General features: G+C 40.6%; 16 protein-coding genes and 2 pseudogenes. 6 read left to right on the top strand and 12 right to left on the bottom strand.

Annotated features, from left to right (window positions below; translation table 11 throughout):
- Positions 1-13: 13 nt before the first annotated feature.
- The 4 genes and pseudogenes from L6494_RS09635 to L6494_RS09620 all read right to left on the bottom strand — a co-directional run bounded on the left by L6494_RS09635 (position 14) and on the right by L6494_RS09620 (position 4,106).
- Complete coding sequence (locus L6494_RS09635; RefSeq protein WP_237994205.1) at positions 14-553, bottom strand: NUDIX hydrolase; 540 nt, start codon at positions 551-553, stop codon at positions 14-16.
- 232 nt (positions 554-785) lie between these two features.
- Positions 786-2,342, bottom strand: coding sequence for an AAA-like domain-containing protein (locus tag L6494_RS09630; protein WP_237994203.1), 1,557 nt, complete (start codon positions 2,340-2,342; stop codon positions 786-788).
- 236 nt (positions 2,343-2,578) lie between these two features.
- Positions 2,579-3,088: pseudogene (locus L6494_RS09625) on the bottom strand (nickel-dependent hydrogenase large subunit); the annotation flags it as partial.
- Positions 3,089-3,143: 55 nt separating this feature from the next.
- Positions 3,144-4,106, bottom strand: coding sequence for a hydrogenase small subunit (locus L6494_RS09620; protein ID WP_237994201.1), 963 nt, complete (start codon positions 4,104-4,106; stop codon positions 3,144-3,146).
- Positions 4,107-4,958: 852 nt separating this feature from the next.
- On the opposite strand from L6494_RS09620, the gene L6494_RS09615 reads away from it, so the two are divergent.
- The 5 genes and pseudogenes from L6494_RS09615 (at position 4,959) to L6494_RS09595 (ending at position 8,207) form a co-directional block, all read left to right on the top strand.
- Complete coding sequence (locus L6494_RS09615) at positions 4,959-5,225, top strand: hypothetical protein (protein ID WP_237994199.1); 267 nt, start codon at positions 4,959-4,961, stop codon at positions 5,223-5,225.
- An 8-nt stretch (positions 5,226-5,233) separates the two neighbouring features.
- Positions 5,234-5,458, top strand: coding sequence for a hypothetical protein (locus L6494_RS09610; protein WP_237994197.1), 225 nt, complete (start codon positions 5,234-5,236; stop codon positions 5,456-5,458).
- 53 nt (positions 5,459-5,511) lie between these two features.
- Positions 5,512-5,805: pseudogene (locus tag L6494_RS09605) on the top strand (NifU family protein); the annotation flags it as partial.
- A gap of 402 nt (positions 5,806-6,207) precedes the next feature.
- Positions 6,208-7,896: an NAD-binding protein gene (locus L6494_RS09600; protein ID WP_237994195.1), complete on the top strand. Its 1,689-nt coding sequence runs from the start codon at positions 6,208-6,210 to the stop codon at positions 7,894-7,896.
- 101 nt (positions 7,897-7,997) lie between these two features.
- Positions 7,998-8,207 (top strand): 2-oxoisovalerate dehydrogenase E1 subunit beta, encoded by a 210-nt coding sequence (locus L6494_RS09595; protein WP_237994193.1) that lies wholly within the window; start codon positions 7,998-8,000, stop codon positions 8,205-8,207.
- A 225-nt stretch (positions 8,208-8,432) separates the two neighbouring features.
- Here L6494_RS09595 and L6494_RS09590 read toward each other — a convergent pair whose 3' ends face one another.
- From L6494_RS09590 to L6494_RS09575, 4 genes are all read right to left on the bottom strand, one after another.
- Positions 8,433-9,554 carry a geranylgeranyl reductase family protein gene (locus L6494_RS09590; protein ID WP_237994191.1) on the bottom strand — a complete coding sequence of 374 codons (1,122 nt, stop codon included), beginning with the start codon at positions 9,552-9,554 and terminating at the stop codon, positions 8,433-8,435.
- 216 nt (positions 9,555-9,770) lie between these two features.
- Complete coding sequence (gene frr / locus L6494_RS09585; protein WP_237994189.1) at positions 9,771-10,319, bottom strand: ribosome recycling factor; 549 nt, start codon at positions 10,317-10,319, stop codon at positions 9,771-9,773.
- Positions 10,306-11,037 carry a UMP kinase gene (gene pyrH, locus L6494_RS09580; RefSeq protein ID WP_190703966.1) on the bottom strand — a complete coding sequence of 244 codons (732 nt, stop codon included), beginning with the start codon at positions 11,035-11,037 and terminating at the stop codon, positions 10,306-10,308. The genes frr and pyrH overlap by 14 nt, the downstream gene beginning before the upstream one ends.
- A 70-nt stretch (positions 11,038-11,107) precedes the next feature.
- Positions 11,108-11,662: a thioredoxin family protein gene (locus L6494_RS09575; RefSeq protein ID WP_237994187.1), complete on the bottom strand. Its 555-nt coding sequence runs from the start codon at positions 11,660-11,662 to the stop codon at positions 11,108-11,110.
- A 304-nt stretch (positions 11,663-11,966) separates the two neighbouring features.
- On the opposite strand from L6494_RS09575, the gene L6494_RS09570 reads away from it, so the two are divergent.
- Positions 11,967-12,887 (top strand): alpha/beta fold hydrolase, encoded by a 921-nt coding sequence (locus tag L6494_RS09570; RefSeq protein WP_237994186.1) that lies wholly within the window; start codon positions 11,967-11,969, stop codon positions 12,885-12,887.
- Between the two features lie 187 nt (positions 12,888-13,074).
- On the opposite strand, the gene L6494_RS09565 is transcribed toward L6494_RS09570, so the two are convergent.
- The 4 genes from L6494_RS09565 to L6494_RS09550 form a co-directional block, all read right to left on the bottom strand.
- Complete coding sequence (locus tag L6494_RS09565; RefSeq protein WP_237994184.1) at positions 13,075-13,284, bottom strand: hypothetical protein; 210 nt, start codon at positions 13,282-13,284, stop codon at positions 13,075-13,077.
- Positions 13,285-13,512: 228 nt separating this feature from the next.
- The gene (locus L6494_RS09560) at positions 13,513-13,779 is read right to left on the bottom strand and encodes a hypothetical protein (protein ID WP_237994182.1); all 267 of its coding nucleotides are present in this window, start codon (positions 13,777-13,779) and stop codon (positions 13,513-13,515) included.
- Between the two features lie 286 nt (positions 13,780-14,065).
- A complete protein-coding gene (locus L6494_RS09555; RefSeq protein ID WP_237994181.1) occupies positions 14,066-14,233 on the bottom strand; it encodes a hypothetical protein in 168 nt (55 codons plus the stop codon).
- Between the two features lie 306 nt (positions 14,234-14,539).
- The gene (locus L6494_RS09550; protein ID WP_237994179.1) at positions 14,540-14,761 is read right to left on the bottom strand and encodes a hypothetical protein; all 222 of its coding nucleotides are present in this window, start codon (positions 14,759-14,761) and stop codon (positions 14,540-14,542) included.
- Positions 14,762-14,936 lie beyond the last annotated feature (175 nt).

The raw sequence follows: 14,936 nt of genomic DNA, 5'->3' as shown, positions 1-14,936 counted from the left end.
CAACTTTAGAGTTTTAGTCCATACTTTTGAAGAGTATCTTATACAGCTTCAAGTATCCAATTTGACAACCAGAATATTCGCAAGTCTCTAAATACTGAAACGGATACCATTCATTTTTGGCCATCGACTCCATATAAGTGCCATCCTGTTGCGCGACATCAGGCTCTATCCCGTTAACATCCGCATAGTAGAGATAACATATCTCATTCACCTGAGTGCCAACAATATACTCACCCAACGGTGAAACCTGAACCTTATAGCCAGTCTCCTCATACACCTCTCTTTGAGCAGCCGCTTCCGGCGATTCCCCTTCTTCTAATGCTCCTGTCACGGGGCAGGGAAACAGCGTGAATTGTCCATCTATCTCTCTATTATCAATACAAAGATGCTGCTGGCGAATTAGCACCTCATACGATTCCAGATTTTCGCCACTTTTTCTGAGCAAAAATACGGCAACAGAATCTTTACCTTTGCGCTCTAAATATTGAAATCCTCTAGGAGATTCCTTAATAGCGATCCATTGAGTACTAAATATAACTCTATCTGCATCCATTGTTTATAATCTACACTTTGATGTATGTAATTGATGTTTGCATGAATGAAACGCTTTGATAGGGCGATCGCTCCCTCTCCACTAGCATAATCCTCCAACAGTGGCATTATCACCTGACCGTTGCCGCTTAATCTTGCCTTCGCCGTCACTACTGTTAGTGCTTCTGAGCGAAGATAGTAGCTGAGGGAGCAGCATAGGATTTGTTGCATCTTCAAATCTCAGCAAGCATTACTCACGCCCGAATCACAGTAATCCTACGCTGATTTTCCGTCAGCACAACCTGAGTTGATAAACGTTCTTCCATTGGCAAAGCATTTTTACGCCTGTCAAACACAAATAACCAACCGAAATCCAACCCCAAACGCCCTAAATAGGATTCTAACTGCTCAATCCCCTCAGCTTGGGGGTCACGCTTTTTCTCCCGCCATACCTTTAACTCGATACCTAAAGTTACATCTTTGTAACGCATACATAAATCCATTCTGTCACTACCAATTGCATATTCCCTCTCCAAGACTCCACCACCATTGATCACACGATGCAAGAAAGCCATTAATACGATGTGAGGGGCAATTTCATGATAGCCAGTGCTACCTAATAATGGTTCTCCATGCTGTCGCCAAAACTTGAGAAATGCTGCAAGTAACGCATCTATATTTAACTCACCTTGCGGGGTTAACCAAGTTGGTGCAATCACTGGTAGGGAAGCCATTGGTGTCACCGTTAACACCCTGGGTAAAACTTCCCGATAAATGGGATTAGCAATAGTTAATCCACCCTGGGGGTGCATTTTACACAAACCTAAATCAATCACAAATTGAATATCATCATTGGGTATATCCCCCAATTCCAAACCCGCTAACATCGGCTCGATAATTGCTTTTATTCTTGGTTCTCGTAAGCGTTCAGCTAAACTATCCAAGTGAGTATCTTGACGGGCAATTAATATTTCTTTTGCTTGTAAAATATGTTCTTTTGTAATAGCAATACTTCTATCCTTAACCATTTTTTCCACAACTTCTTTAGCCAGAGCATTCACTAACCAAGGTTGTCCTTGAGTTAAATCAAAGGCTGTTGCTGTGGCTTCTGGTGTGAAAATTTGTCCTGTCTGTTCTGTATGTTGTTGATATAGTTCTACAACTTCCTCAGCATTAAAATTTCTCAGGGTAATGGAACTGACTTTAATATTAAAAGGACTAGATGTATTTAATCTGTCACTACCACCCGATGCTACCTTATAATCTCGCACATCCCTTAAACCAATTAATCCTACCGATGAGGGGAAATTTTCTGGACGATTAGAAAAACCATCTCGTAATTGCCGTAAAATTGAAATTAGAGTTTCATCTTGTAAAGAATCAATTTCATCAATAAATACTACCAAAGGTCGAGGTAAAGCTTTTGCCCAACCTTGCAAAAAAGCCTTAATTCTGTTTCCTGGTTCTGCCTTTTGCCATTGCTTAACAGGTGGTTGTAATTCATTAGATAAGCGGATAGAAATCGTATCATACCAAGTTCCCAAAATCGCCAATTCTGCTGCACCTGGGTCATGATTAAATGCACTTCCCACTTCTACCGATACCATTACTGCTGCATAACGTCCTGTATCGGTCAGTTGCTGTGCTAAAGCTAACATTGCTGTGGTTTTCCCTGTTTGTCGTGGTGCATGAAGGACAAAATAACTACACTGTTGGATTAGCTCCTCCAAATCTGGTAATCGTGTTGTTGGAGATAGCATATAGTGAATATCGTCTTTACATGGACCTGCAATGTTGAACCAGCGAGGCATGGGATTTTGGCAGTTGGCGGACACTTTGAGTTTAGATGATTTTGGAGTTGGAGCGAGGCAATGTAGGGAAAAGTTAGGTAACGCCTGAGAAAAGCAAATAACTTTTAGTAGATAAAAATAAATGGATTTATGATATTTCTGGAGTGGGTTTATTGCCTAATTTAAGGAAAAATGAGGGAATCATTCTACCTATCCTGACAAGTCCTTACTATATAAGCAATTTACTAATTTATTGCCATATAACTGCTGTGCGGCCATTGTCCACCAAACAGGGCGTAAATTTCTACGGGTTTGCTAGAAATAGTCACGCCGAGTTCGTAAGATTTGCCTGTGAAGGCGGCGAAGCGGCGGACAGCTTCATCGTAGAAGCGGCTACTCCGGTATTTTTTGTTTGTTAAGTCAATGGCGAACAATCCATAAAAGTAGCGGGGGATGCTTTGGATGGTTTCGACAATTTGACCGAGGTTTCTAGCTAAGATGGCATTGCGGGGAACTGTTGTCTTCCAGGCTGTATCTAATGCCCAGGATGCAGAAGTTAGGTGAGAAGCACCGCAGATACCGCAGATCCGAGGCGTAACAATTAATCCAGCTTGGGGGTCTTTACCCCGGAGAATAATTTCAAATCCGCGAAATAGTTCTGCGTGTGTCCAGGCGTTAACTACCCGTCCATCTTCAATTTCCACGCGAACGTCTAAATCACCCTCGACTCTACCGACAGGCGAAATATCTAATGTTTTAATTCCCATTCTCCTCTCCTCTCGGTAATTGTTTTGTAGTAAGCACTTAAGTGCTTACTACCAACTAAACTGTAAAAAAGTCTTCTTCTGCCCAGTTGGGGGCTGTATTCTTAGCAACCATTGTGAGTAAGGCGTAGTCTTTGGTTTTGACTCCTGGTGGTAATTCTTTGGGGACTCCCATCACGGTTTGAGTTTTAAATACCGTTCCGGGTTTGAGGTCAAAGAAGGGAAATTCTGGTTCTGTACAACCTAAACACGGCATTCCGGCGCGGGTTTTGGAGGAAACGCGATTCCAGAGGATGCGGTTGCAGGAGGAATGGGTCATAGGGCCACGACAACCCAAGTCGTAGAATAAGCAGCCTTTGCGCTGACCAAATTCGGCGGTGGTGGCTTTGTAAGCAAAGTGGACGTTACGGGTACAACCTGTTTGGGTGTAAGTGTTGAAGAAGGTTTGGGGACGATGCAGTTCATCGAGGGCGATGTCAGCGATGCGTCCAGTAGCGATCGCCACTAATATCTGCGTAATCCAATCGGGGTGTGCTGGACATCCAGGAATATTAATCACTGGTAATCCCGATTTGGCGACGAAATCCTTACCTAAGAAGCCGCCTTCTTGACGCTTGAGAAATTGTAACCCTTCGGATTCACTGGGGTTAGGTGACATAGCGGGGATTCCTCCCCAAGTAGCGCAGTCTCCTACAGCCACAACGAAGCTAGCAACTTTCGAGAGGTCAGCCAGCCAATCTTTCATCGGGCGATCGGCAAACCTATTCCATTCGCCTGTACCGTCGGGGGCATTAACTACAGTACCTTCAAATACCAAGATGTCTAGAGGTATTTTGCCGAGAATGCAGTCCCACAGTAGGGTTTGTAAGTTGTTGCCTAGTTCTAATCCCAAGGAAGGATGCCAAAGTACCTTAATGCCAAAGTCAGCAATTAGATCGCAGACTGTCGGTTCTTCGGCGTTGAGAAAAGACATAGTGTTGCCCGAACAAGCACCACCTTGCAGCCAGAGTACGTTAGTCATTGGCTATTTATTTGTCTACTGTTTACCATGAGTGACGCAGGTGTTTACGCTTGTAGAGTTGCACCTGTTGATAAATATTTAGTTTTAATCTTTAGAATAAGATATTTTTTGTTTTTATTTTATTTAATTAAATAAAAATTAATCTTTAACCAAAAGTTAAATCTCAACAATACTTCCTGAAAAGGGTCATATATTACACAGACTTTTATCAAAAAATAAGAATAATATATTTAAATTTATAAGCATAAATACTATTGATACACTACTTTTTTGATTTAGCGGATATTTTGACAAGTAAGAAGTATTTAAAACATATATTTATATTAGCAATAATACCGTAGAATTTAAGAATAAATGTGTTTTATATTAAAAAATAAGTCTTTTGATTATAGGTGAATGGGCATTGAAAAAACTTTTACTACTTTTCTAGTTCTAAAGCAAGGGAAATCACGCTTCATAAACTTCCTGTTTGCGTAAATAAATATACTTTCTCGATTTTTTTGTAGTAAGGACTTTAGTTCTTAGAAAAATCAGGAATAAACCCGGATTTCTCACAAGATTCTTGCGACCTCATCCCAAAGTCTGTAGGGGCGGGTTTAGCGAGATATTAATGAGTAATTGAGCTTATCTGTGAACCCGCCCCTACTGTTTGTCAGAAATGCGGGTAAAGTCCTTACTACGAACCGTCAAAACTAACTTGATAGACTACTAGTAATATAAGGCAGAAATCAAAAGAAATAATGCTTAGTTAGTAGTGGTTTTACCCATTTTAAATAGTGGCTTTATTTACACTGAACTTTACAAGTTACAAGCTTCATTCTCAACTAAGAATTAACAGGAGAAATAGAGAGCATGAGTGAATTTTTGAATAATCCAAATGTGAGCGCATTGCTCACAAATATGGTGACAGGCAATTTAACTTTAACTACAGGATTATTGTGGTTAATTGTAGCCACAATAATATCAATGATTGGTGGTGCTATTGGCGGAATGATATTAGCAGGAAAGGAGATAGGTTACATCTTCTCTGCAACAATAGGAGCATTATTTGCGCCAACTGGAGCAATTCCGGCAATACTTCTAGGTTTTGCTGCCTTAAATTTTTTAAGTAATAATTAGGAGCTAACATGATTGAATTAACCTGGTTTTCGGCAAAGTTATTTTTCCGAGGTAAATTAATTCGTGACCCACTGTATTTTATTAGACAAACTACCATTGGGATGAGCTTTGGTATGCTAGTGCTAATCTTGCTAGCTCAGTTAGAGATCCCTTTCTGCGTACCAGTAACTTTGTCTAGCTTAACAACAGGTATAATGATGCCCTTTCTTCTCAAGGATTTCAAAATGAAGTGAATTATTAGTCATCATATATTGATTACTTTTGATTAACTACTGACTAATCACTAATGACAAATCTTGAGGAATACATACGGGAAATCGACAGATTTGAGACCATTATATCTGAGTGGGATGAAAGCCAAAGATGTGTGGCAGTTGGGCTACAAAGAGCAATTGAAGCTTTACACAAAGCAGCGTTGACAAATTTAATTAAAAGCCTCAAGCAAGAATCAATGTCAGCGTTGCGTCACGCTGTTGATGATGAAATTGTGTATGCAGTTCTGCTATATCACGATTTAGTTAAACCACCACAACCGGCTAATTTAGGTATTCAAGCTGAGGTTGAGGAAGTTCGCCCAGGTGGATGAGTTCAAAAAGTCATGACTGATGTATCAAATATTTTTTACCCCACCCTAACCCTCCCCTTGGAAATGGGAGGGAACTAGATTTTCTTATTTTCCCCATTTCTAAGGGGGTAAGAATGTGATGAACATCATAATATATCACTTTTCAAACAACCTCTTAAAAAGGGGAAAATTAAATTTTATGATACTAAAAGTATTGTGATTTGAGCTAGTTTTTTTCATGATATTAGTTTTTAAGATTACAGTTATTTTTATTACATGATTAGATGGCTGAAATAAAAGTGCCATAATGTGACAAATTATCGTGTTTTCAGTTACAGTTATTCGACGATAAAGTAAGCAACAATATTGATTAATCAATAACAATGCAGCCCTTAGAGTAAATCATGCTGCTATTACATGAAACCTCGAATTATTGTTTGCGGCTTAGAACGTACTGGATATAAAATTTTTCGTTTGCTCAGACAACAGGGAGCGTTTGTAGTTGGTATTCATCACAAACCCATCTCTGGCGAAGCAGCAGGCGATGTGATTATTGGTAGTTTATGTGCAGCTGCTACCCTAACAGCAGCCGGAATTCAGGAGGCGCACACCTTAGTTATAGCAGGAGCAGAGGATGAACTAAATTTATCAATCATGATGCAGGCGCGGGTGCTAAATCCCCACATTCGGGTTATTAACCGCCTATACAATACCAACTTAGGTGAACGTCTGGATAAAACTTTAACAGACCACTTAAGTATGAGTGTTGTGGGATTAGCAGCACCATTATTTACCTTTGCCGCGTTGGGAAATCAAGCGATCGGGCAAATCAAGTTATACGATCAAACTTGGCCGATTCAAGAAGTATATATTGATGAAAGCCATCCTTGGTTGGGTCGTCAGTTGAGTGATTTGTGGGAAGATCCTACACGGATGCCGATTTATTACTTACCCCTAGAAGGTGAGATGAATTTAATTTCGGCGGTACTTTCGGGACAAGAATTAAAAATAGGCGATCGCCTAATTATTGGTATCCAACCCCGCATTCGTCCAATACGCCGATCCTTAATTAAAAAATTCCTGAAAATATTAACGAGTCTGCGCCAGTTTCAGCAACATGGACAATCTGTAGTAGTTGGTGCGATCGTCCTCATGGTAGTGATTTTAACTGCCACTCTCACCTATATGTCCACAGAATTAAGTTTATCTGTGGTCGATGCGCTATATTTCTCGGTAGGTATGATTACAGGCGCAGGTGGCAATGACCAAGTTGTAGAAAATGCCCCCAATAGTATTAAATTATTTACTGTGGTGATAATGCTAGTGGGAGCAGTGGTCATTGGTATTTGGTACGCCATGCTTACCGATTTTGTTTTAGGTAGCCGCTTCAAGCAATTTTGGGATGTAGCCCGTGTTCCCCAACGTCATCATTATATAGTCTGTGGTTTAAGTGGCATCGGCAATCGCATTGTCCAGCAACTCCATAGCACTGGTCATGAAGTTGTAGCCATTGAAACTGACTCTAACAATAGATATATCAACTCTGTCCGTGGATTGGGTATCCCTGTAATTCAAGGTGATGCTAGTTTCCGCACTATCCTACAAACTAGCAATGTTAATACTGCTGCGGCTGTATTAACTGTGACTAACAATGATGCCACTAATCTAGAAATTGCCCTGAAAGCCAAAGGTTTAGCACCCAAAATTCCGGTGATTGTCCACTACGCTGACCCAGATTTTGCGGGGATGGCAAAACAGGTGTTTGACTTTGAAGCTGTACTCAGTTCCGCAGAATTGGCAGCACCGGCATTTGCGGCTGCGGCTTTGGGTGGACGCATCTTGGGTAATGGCATCACCGCCGATAAACTTTGGGTAGCTTTTGCCACCTTAATTACACCGTCACATCCTTTTTGTCATAAGTTGGTAAAAGACATCGCTATGTCTGCTAACTGTGTACCTTTATATATGGAAAGGAATAGTCAAAGAGTTCAAGGCTGGGATTTACTCACCACTTACCTAAATGAAGGGGATGTTTTATATTTAACGATGCCAGCCAATCGTTTATATCTGTTGTGGCGAGACGAAAGATGTAGTACACAAGTTTAATCCGAGATACAGTTGAGAGTTGAGGGCGATCGCCTCCGGTGGGCGGAACGCGATCGCTACTTGATGGGCTGTAAAATTGAGTAGTTACACAAATATTAAATATGACTGAAATAGTATTTCTCGTTGAAGATGATCTAGACGGTGGATACTCCGCTAAAGCTTTAGGAGAGTCGATTTTTACTCAGGCTGATAATATCGAAACATTGCGGGGAATGGTTCGGGATGCAGTTCACTGCCATTTTCCCGATGAACAACAGCGTCCTAAAATCATCCGTTTACATATTGTCCGTGATGAGGTGATAGCTTCTTGAAACTCCCACGAGACTTATCTGGTAATGAGTTAGTCAAAGTACTTGCAATTCTAGGATACGAAGTTAGTCATCAAACAGGTAGCCATATTCGGTTAACTAACTTTTCACGGTATCTGGAAAACCTCTCTCTAAATCTCTCTCCTGCGAGGAGAGAGACTTTGAAATCCTGGTTTGGAAGTTAGATTTTCCGTAGACTTTTCCTCATGACGTGAAAAGTCAGGTTTTTTAATTCCTAAACCCAGGGATTAATCTCTTCAATGCGCGTCCAGCAACGTTACTATAAGAAAGTTCGCCAGACAGAACTTTACCCATGATTTGGGTACTAGAAGGACGCTTGATCCCAACTTGATAAGCAACACCAGGAAAGCGATAAAATGCTCCTGCTAATTTTTTTGCCCAAGCCATTTCTGAACCCCATTTTTCATGGATGATTTCAGTGTATTGTTCTAAAGCATTGATATCACCAGCAAGTGCCTGATCAACCATCCCGGCTGCTACTAAACCGCTAAAAATTGAGGGACGGATACCTTCGGCTGTCATTGGATCAACGACACAAGCGGCTTCCCCTGCTAAAATTGCATTTTGAGTATGCAGGCGTTGATTACCATCCCATAAGCAAAGGGGATGACCATATTGCTTACTAGTGTTCACATCTACATTGAATGATTTGGCATACTCAGCCACAATTTTCTTAAAATTTTGGGGTTCGCCACCAATAAAAGTACCTACCCCAATTGAATAACCATCAGTTTTGGGAAAGTTCCAGATATAGCCGTTTTTGACTAAACCAAATTCAAAGTGAATTGTAGATTTGTCTTCTACTGTAGCAGGAACTTCGGCTTCTAAAGCCCCTGCTAGGCGGCGTTTACGGTCTTTGAAGCCTAGCCATTTTGCCATCGGCCCTTTTGCACCATCGGCGGCGATGAGATAGCGACCAGCAACTGGCCCATTGACTGTATTGACTTGCCAATGGTCACTTTTAAATTCAATACCTGTAACTTCAGTATTGTCGCGTAGTTCCGCACCTTGATTCTGGGCTTGCTGCACCAAAAAATGGTCAAAAATATCGCGTCGTACCATCCAAATTGGTTCTTTGGTGGTGATTTCCGCTTCTACTGGATCATCTAAATTCCAGGTAAAACGCACGGAGTCTACTTTTACAGAAATGGCTGGGCTAAAGTCAAAGTCGAACCAGTCAGCGATCGCAGGTGACACGCCACCACCACAGGGTTTATATCTAGGTAGGGATTCTTTTTCTAAAATTAATACTGAACGCCCTTTCTTGGCTAAATGATATGCTGCTGTTCCACCCGCAGGCCCAGCACCAACAATGATGGTGTCATACATAATTCAAAATTCAAAATACTCTACGAGTTCGTGATAGCGTCTCTGAAAGAGAAGCAAGCTACAAAATTCAAAATTAATAAACCCAGAAAAAAGGGGAAAGTTCGCCAGGGAAAAAGAAAATTTCTTTCACCTTCTCCCTTTGACCTTTTCCCCTCCTCCCATCAATTACAGGAAAGGCTTTTTACTGTCACCTGTCACCTGTCCCCTATCACCTAATTAGACAGTGCTGATATCTTTCTCTTTTTCCGCCAGTAACTCGTCAATTTTTGCCGTGTACTGGTTGGTCAGCTTTTGCAGTTTATCTTGTTGGTCTTTGGATTCGTCCTCAGAAATCTCTGAGGCTTTCTCTTGTTTGCGAATGGAGTCTATAGCATCACGGCGGATGTTACGAATCCCTACGCGACCTTCTTCAGCGTACTTGGCGGCTATTTTGACTAGTTCTTTCCGGCGATCGCTAGTTAAGGGTGGTATATTCAATCGAATTACCGAACCGTCGTTGCTGGGTGTTAAACCCACATCTGAGAGGGAAATCGCCTTCTCGACTATGTTTAAGCTGCTTTTATCGTAGGGCTGAATCAGGACTGTTGTGGCATCTGGGGTACTGATGTTTGCCAGTGATTTTAAGGGTGTAGGTGAACCGTAGTAGTCCACCAAGACTTTATCTAGCAAACTCGCATTGGCGCGACCAGTACGAATTGTATTAAATGCCTGTTGAGTGGACTCAACAGTTTTTTGCATTTTATTTTGAGCGTCAGCTAATTTCACATGAACCTCCCACAAGAGTACCGATAGATTCTCCTAAAACTGCCCGGCGAATATTGCCGCGCATTGTTAGGTCAAAGACTAAAATGGGGATATTGTTTTCTTTACACAATGCGATCGCGGTACTATCCATTACCCGCAAATCATTCGCTAAAACATGGGTGTAGGTCAGACTAGTGTAACGTTTTGCATTCGGATAAATTTCCGGGTCAGCATCGTATATACCATCTACTTTAGTAGCTTTAAAAATTACTTCTGCATCAATTTCTGCGGCTCTCAATGCTGCGGTAGTATCTGTAGTAAAAAATGGATTTCCAGAACCTGCGCCAAAAATAACCACCCGACCTTTTTCAAGATGACGGATGGCGCGACGACGAATATATGGTTCTGCTAGTTCTTGCATAGCGATCGCAGTTTGTACCCGCGTCTGTACTCCTATACGTTCTAATGAATCTTGCAGTGTCATGGCATTCATAACCGTGGCTATCATGCCAATGTAGTCGGCTGTTGCCCTATCCATCCCTGCCGAGGCTGCTTTTACACCGCGAAAGATATTGCCACCACCTACGACGATGGCCATCTGAACGCCTGTAGCTATCACCTCTGCTATTTCTTGCCCAATCTCTTTGACCACTTCTGGATCAATACCATAGCCCATGTTGCCCATTAAGGCTTCACCGCTCAGTTTAAGTAAAACCCGTCGGTAATTCGTCGTTCCCATGAAATCACGCTTTATCAAAAAAGTTGCAATTGCCTCCAATTTAAGATAGCAGTAGTATGACTATCTATGTCTAGATCCGCCAGATTATTGAAGTGCCTACTGGTTCTGTTTCCGGTGTGGTGATTTCTTCACCTTTAAACAAGGCTGCGATCGCATTTCTGAGATACTCTTCACCCGTACCTAACGGTTCGTGAGGATGATTGTCAATCTGTCCTCTATATCGCAATATACCATGACTGTCTACCAGAAAAGCCGTCGGTGTAGCGATCGCGCCAAAACTCCGACTCACATCTTGAGTTGAATCCCATAGGTAAGGAAAGTTCAACTGGTGGTTTTCAGCAAAAGTTTTCATACTTTCCCAGTTGTTCCCCGGAGACTCAGTATGATCACTGGCATTTATCCCCATTAATATAAATCCATTTGCTGTAAATTCCGCCTGGATTTCCTTTAGTCTGTTGAGATATAAATTTACATAAGGGCAGTTGTGACACATAGAGATGACACCAACTACACGGAAATTTTCTAAATAACGTCTAAGATGGTGTACTTGATTGTCAATGCCTGGCAGTTCAAAATCTGGTGCGTAGCCACCAACAGGAGTATCAATTGTTTCAGTTCTAGTCATCTTCTTGTACTGGAAGGTACTAGCAATAAAAATGTAGGTTAAATTTTGCGTCAATTTTTAGATGCAAACCAACCGTTAGCAGATGCTTAACATTCAATATATCTTATAAGCCGATTTCTGATACGTAACTTGTAAAACTACTGAATTTGTACCTCGCTAATATATAAGGTATTATATATAAACCCATTATTAACTATGTTTTGATTTTATAGATAAATTATTTTTCCCATTAAATTTTGCTCCGATTATGGTTTTGATAAATTTTTATCTGCGTGCATAAATTTTTTAATATTCGTAAGTTCTTATGACTACTCAGACCATCAATTCTGACTCCACAAAAACCTGGACTTGGCGAGGCTTCCCAATTTGCTATCAAACACAAGGAAATACAGGGCCATCTGTAGTTCTAGTGCATGGCTTTGGAGCTTCGTGGTTACACTGGCGAAAAAATATACCCGTGTTAGCTGAAAACTGCCGAGTTTATGCCATAGATTTAATTGGTTTCGGTGCTTCAGCTAAACCCCAACCAGAAATCGAAATGACATACACCCTAGAAAATTGGGGACAGCAAGTAGCAGATTTTTGTCGCGAAGTAGTAGGTGAACCAGCTTTTTTAGTTGGAAATTCTATTGGCTGTATTGTAGTCATGCAAGCAGCCGTGAGTAACCCAGACATTGCACTGGGAATTACTTTAATTAACTGTTCTCTACGATTGTTGCACGATCGCAAACGAGAAACATTACCTTGGTCGCGTCGTTTTGGCGCACCCGTACTGCAACGAGTCTTATCTATCAAAGCAATTGGCAAATTCTTCTTTAATCAGGTAGCCCAACCAAAAACAGTCCGCAAAATTTTACTGCAAGCTTATGCTGATGCTGGAGCAGTTACAGATGAGTTAGTAGACATTCTCACCGCACCAGCCAAAGACCCTGGTGCAGTAGCTGTATTTTTAGCTTTCACCTCCTATTCTACAGGTCCTTTACCCGAAGACCTTTTACCCAATCTACCTTGTCCAGCAATTATCTTGTGGGGAACAGCCGATCCGTGGGAAAATATAGACTTAGGTAGAGAGTTAGCCAATTATCCCCAAGTCTTGAAATTTATTCCCTTAGAAGGCGTAGGTCATTCTCCTCAAGATGAAGCACCTCATCTAGTCAACCCACTTTTACAAGATTGGATTTGGGAACGCGTCAGGTTATCAGATTCTAAAAAACTCAACGCATAAATTGACATAAAAAAACAAGTCTGATGTGCTTTATCTGCATTACACAGATGTACAATCAAGACTTGTGATCATGGGTTTATGCTGTTAACTATTATGCTCACATAACAAATAGAGAACCAATCAAGTTAAAACTTGATATTGTTTGTGAGTCAAAAACTTTGTTGAAGTGAACTTGGGTGAATTACCTTCAGCGACAACCATATTTATAGGTGCGATGACCCCAACCACCGAAACGACGGCGACGACCCCAACTACCATAACCGTAACTAGGACGACTCGAATCACCACAACCACAACTGGGGACATTGGAAGCACCACAGCATCCTCCTGCTAGTTGCTGTTGTTCTTCTGCGGATAATTCTACGAGTAAATCAGATGGAAGAACTTGATTTGTCATAGTTATTGGCCTCATTTTTGTCAAAGTATTTAATAGCGTCCCAAGAGGAGTATGAATTAGCAAAAATACTGCTGTTTTGTGTCAGGAAGGAACAGAAAGCTAAGTGTTAGGTGTAGCACCTAGCTTTCATATTTCTGTTCCGTTGATTTAATTTTTTCAAAGAATATAGGAGACTTGTGATAACTTGCTCAAAAAGTAATTCATCTTGAGTAAGTCATCAAAATTACATTATGACTCCATTCCTTCGTCTCCCTCTTCTTCCCCGTTACCATTTCCATTTCCACATTGGAAAGATGGTGTTGCGGTTATTCTGTAACAGAGCATCGCACTGAATCCACCACCGTTACCGTTACCACCATTTTGTGTTTTAAATTGGGATGCTTCACCATCATCTGAGACACCGCCACAACGTTGTTTTTTTCCACCAGCGAGAAGTTGCTGTTCATCTGTGGATAAATCCATCAATAAATCGGATGTAATTGTTGGACTAAACATGATTTCTTACCTCACTTACATTGCATATATAGGTGTTAATTACCTATGCTTTATTTATAAATCTATGGGCTAACAAATAAATTATTCTTTAGGAGTAAAAAAATAAGAAAATTTTCTATCTTAAGATATTTAATATTTTTAAGCAAAGCCCCATTGAATAACAATAAAACATTAGTATTTTCTTTCAATATTATTGTAAATAAATTGCACCCACGGATATAAAATACATCCGTGGGTGCAATTTTACATAAAATACGGTACTAATTAAACCGTAGATTTTGTATAATTAAAATCGTAAGCATCTGCGGACGCAGCGACGTAAACTGAAGTATCTTCTTCTCCATTGGTCTCCGTCAGATCCGCCTCCAAAACTACGTTGTCCTCCAGATAGAAGCTGCTGTTCATCTGTGGATAATGGTACAAACAAATCAGATGTGATGACTTTAGTTGACATAAATTATTTACCTCACTTTCGTACATGGTTTTTAGTTAGCACCCGTGGGGATAAAAATATATTAATGGGTGCAAATTTACGGTTAACTATTTGAGTTAACCAGTGTAGAAATGAGCATCAGGCTGTCAAATTAATTTGCAATTAGAAATAGAGGTAGCAGAAAATATAGCACGCGCTTTTCTGCTGTCACTGTGGTTAATTAATGCCTGGAAGAAAGTAGAAGAATGAGCAAGATTTTCCAAAAGTAAATTACTTTCAATCAAATCTATCAATCTTCTACTGTGCTTACTTAATCACTTGAAAAGATTAGTTTTGTCCAACTTTTTGAATGCGGACAATGGCTCTGGTTCGGCTAGTTTTGGTAATTCTGTAAGTACCAGAACGTAGCTTCATTAAGCCTTGAACACCATTTTCTTCGGTGTCTCCGCTATCTAAATCATCTTCTGTTCTACCTTGTCCGCCAGCTAGGATTTGTTGTTGCTCTGCGGATAGGTCTTCCAGTAAATCAGACATCATTAGAGTTGACATAAAATTCTTACCTCACTTACGTTTGTTCATTTATAGGTGTTAATCACCTATGTTTTTATTATTAGATATTTCTTGTTAGTTTAAATTAGTCAAAAGGGGTAAAGTCTTGGAACTTTCTTTTATGTCTCTTGATACATGAAACTACCGTAAAACACGAATTAAATTACTAACAAAA

Origin of the sequence: Nostoc sp. UHCC 0870, from assembly GCF_022063185.1 — a bacterium.
Lineage (GTDB): Bacteria > Cyanobacteriota > Cyanobacteriia > Cyanobacteriales > Nostocaceae > Trichormus.
The sequence above is the reverse complement of the archived record's forward strand: the minus strand, read 5'-3'. Positions and strand labels throughout refer to the sequence as shown.

Excerpts from the sequence above, each read along its gene's own strand:
- L6494_RS09600 (WP_237994195.1), top strand. The coding sequence starts at position 6,208 with ATGAAACCTCGAATTATTGTTTGCGGCTTAGAACGTACTGGATATAAA.
- L6494_RS09570 (WP_237994186.1), top strand. The coding sequence starts at position 11,967 with ATGACTACTCAGACCATCAATTCTGACTCCACAAAAACCTGGACTTGG.
- L6494_RS09560 (WP_237994182.1), bottom strand. The coding sequence starts at position 13,779 with ATGTTTAGTCCAACAATTACATCCGATTTATTGATGGATTTATCCACA.
- L6494_RS09610 (WP_237994197.1), top strand. The coding sequence starts at position 5,234 with ATGATTGAATTAACCTGGTTTTCGGCAAAGTTATTTTTCCGAGGTAAA.
- L6494_RS09595 (WP_237994193.1), top strand. The coding sequence starts at position 7,998 with ATGACTGAAATAGTATTTCTCGTTGAAGATGATCTAGACGGTGGATAC.
- L6494_RS09555 (WP_237994181.1), bottom strand. The coding sequence starts at position 14,233 with ATGTCAACTAAAGTCATCACATCTGATTTGTTTGTACCATTATCCACA.
- L6494_RS09630 (WP_237994203.1), bottom strand. The coding sequence starts at position 2,342 with ATGCCTCGCTGGTTCAACATTGCAGGTCCATGTAAAGACGATATTCAC.
- L6494_RS09575 (WP_237994187.1), bottom strand. The coding sequence starts at position 11,662 with ATGACTAGAACTGAAACAATTGATACTCCTGTTGGTGGCTACGCACCA.
- L6494_RS09635 (WP_237994205.1), bottom strand. The coding sequence starts at position 553 with ATGGATGCAGATAGAGTTATATTTAGTACTCAATGGATCGCTATTAAG.
- L6494_RS09565 (WP_237994184.1), bottom strand. The coding sequence starts at position 13,284 with ATGACAAATCAAGTTCTTCCATCTGATTTACTCGTAGAATTATCCGCA.
- L6494_RS09615 (WP_237994199.1), top strand. The coding sequence starts at position 4,959 with ATGAGTGAATTTTTGAATAATCCAAATGTGAGCGCATTGCTCACAAAT.
- L6494_RS09550 (WP_237994179.1), bottom strand. The coding sequence starts at position 14,761 with ATGTCAACTCTAATGATGTCTGATTTACTGGAAGACCTATCCGCAGAG.
- L6494_RS09590 (WP_237994191.1), bottom strand. The coding sequence starts at position 9,554 with ATGTATGACACCATCATTGTTGGTGCTGGGCCTGCGGGTGGAACAGCA.
- pyrH (WP_190703966.1), bottom strand. The coding sequence starts at position 11,037 with ATGGGAACGACGAATTACCGACGGGTTTTACTTAAACTGAGCGGTGAA.
- L6494_RS09620 (WP_237994201.1), bottom strand. The coding sequence starts at position 4,106 with ATGACTAACGTACTCTGGCTGCAAGGTGGTGCTTGTTCGGGCAACACT.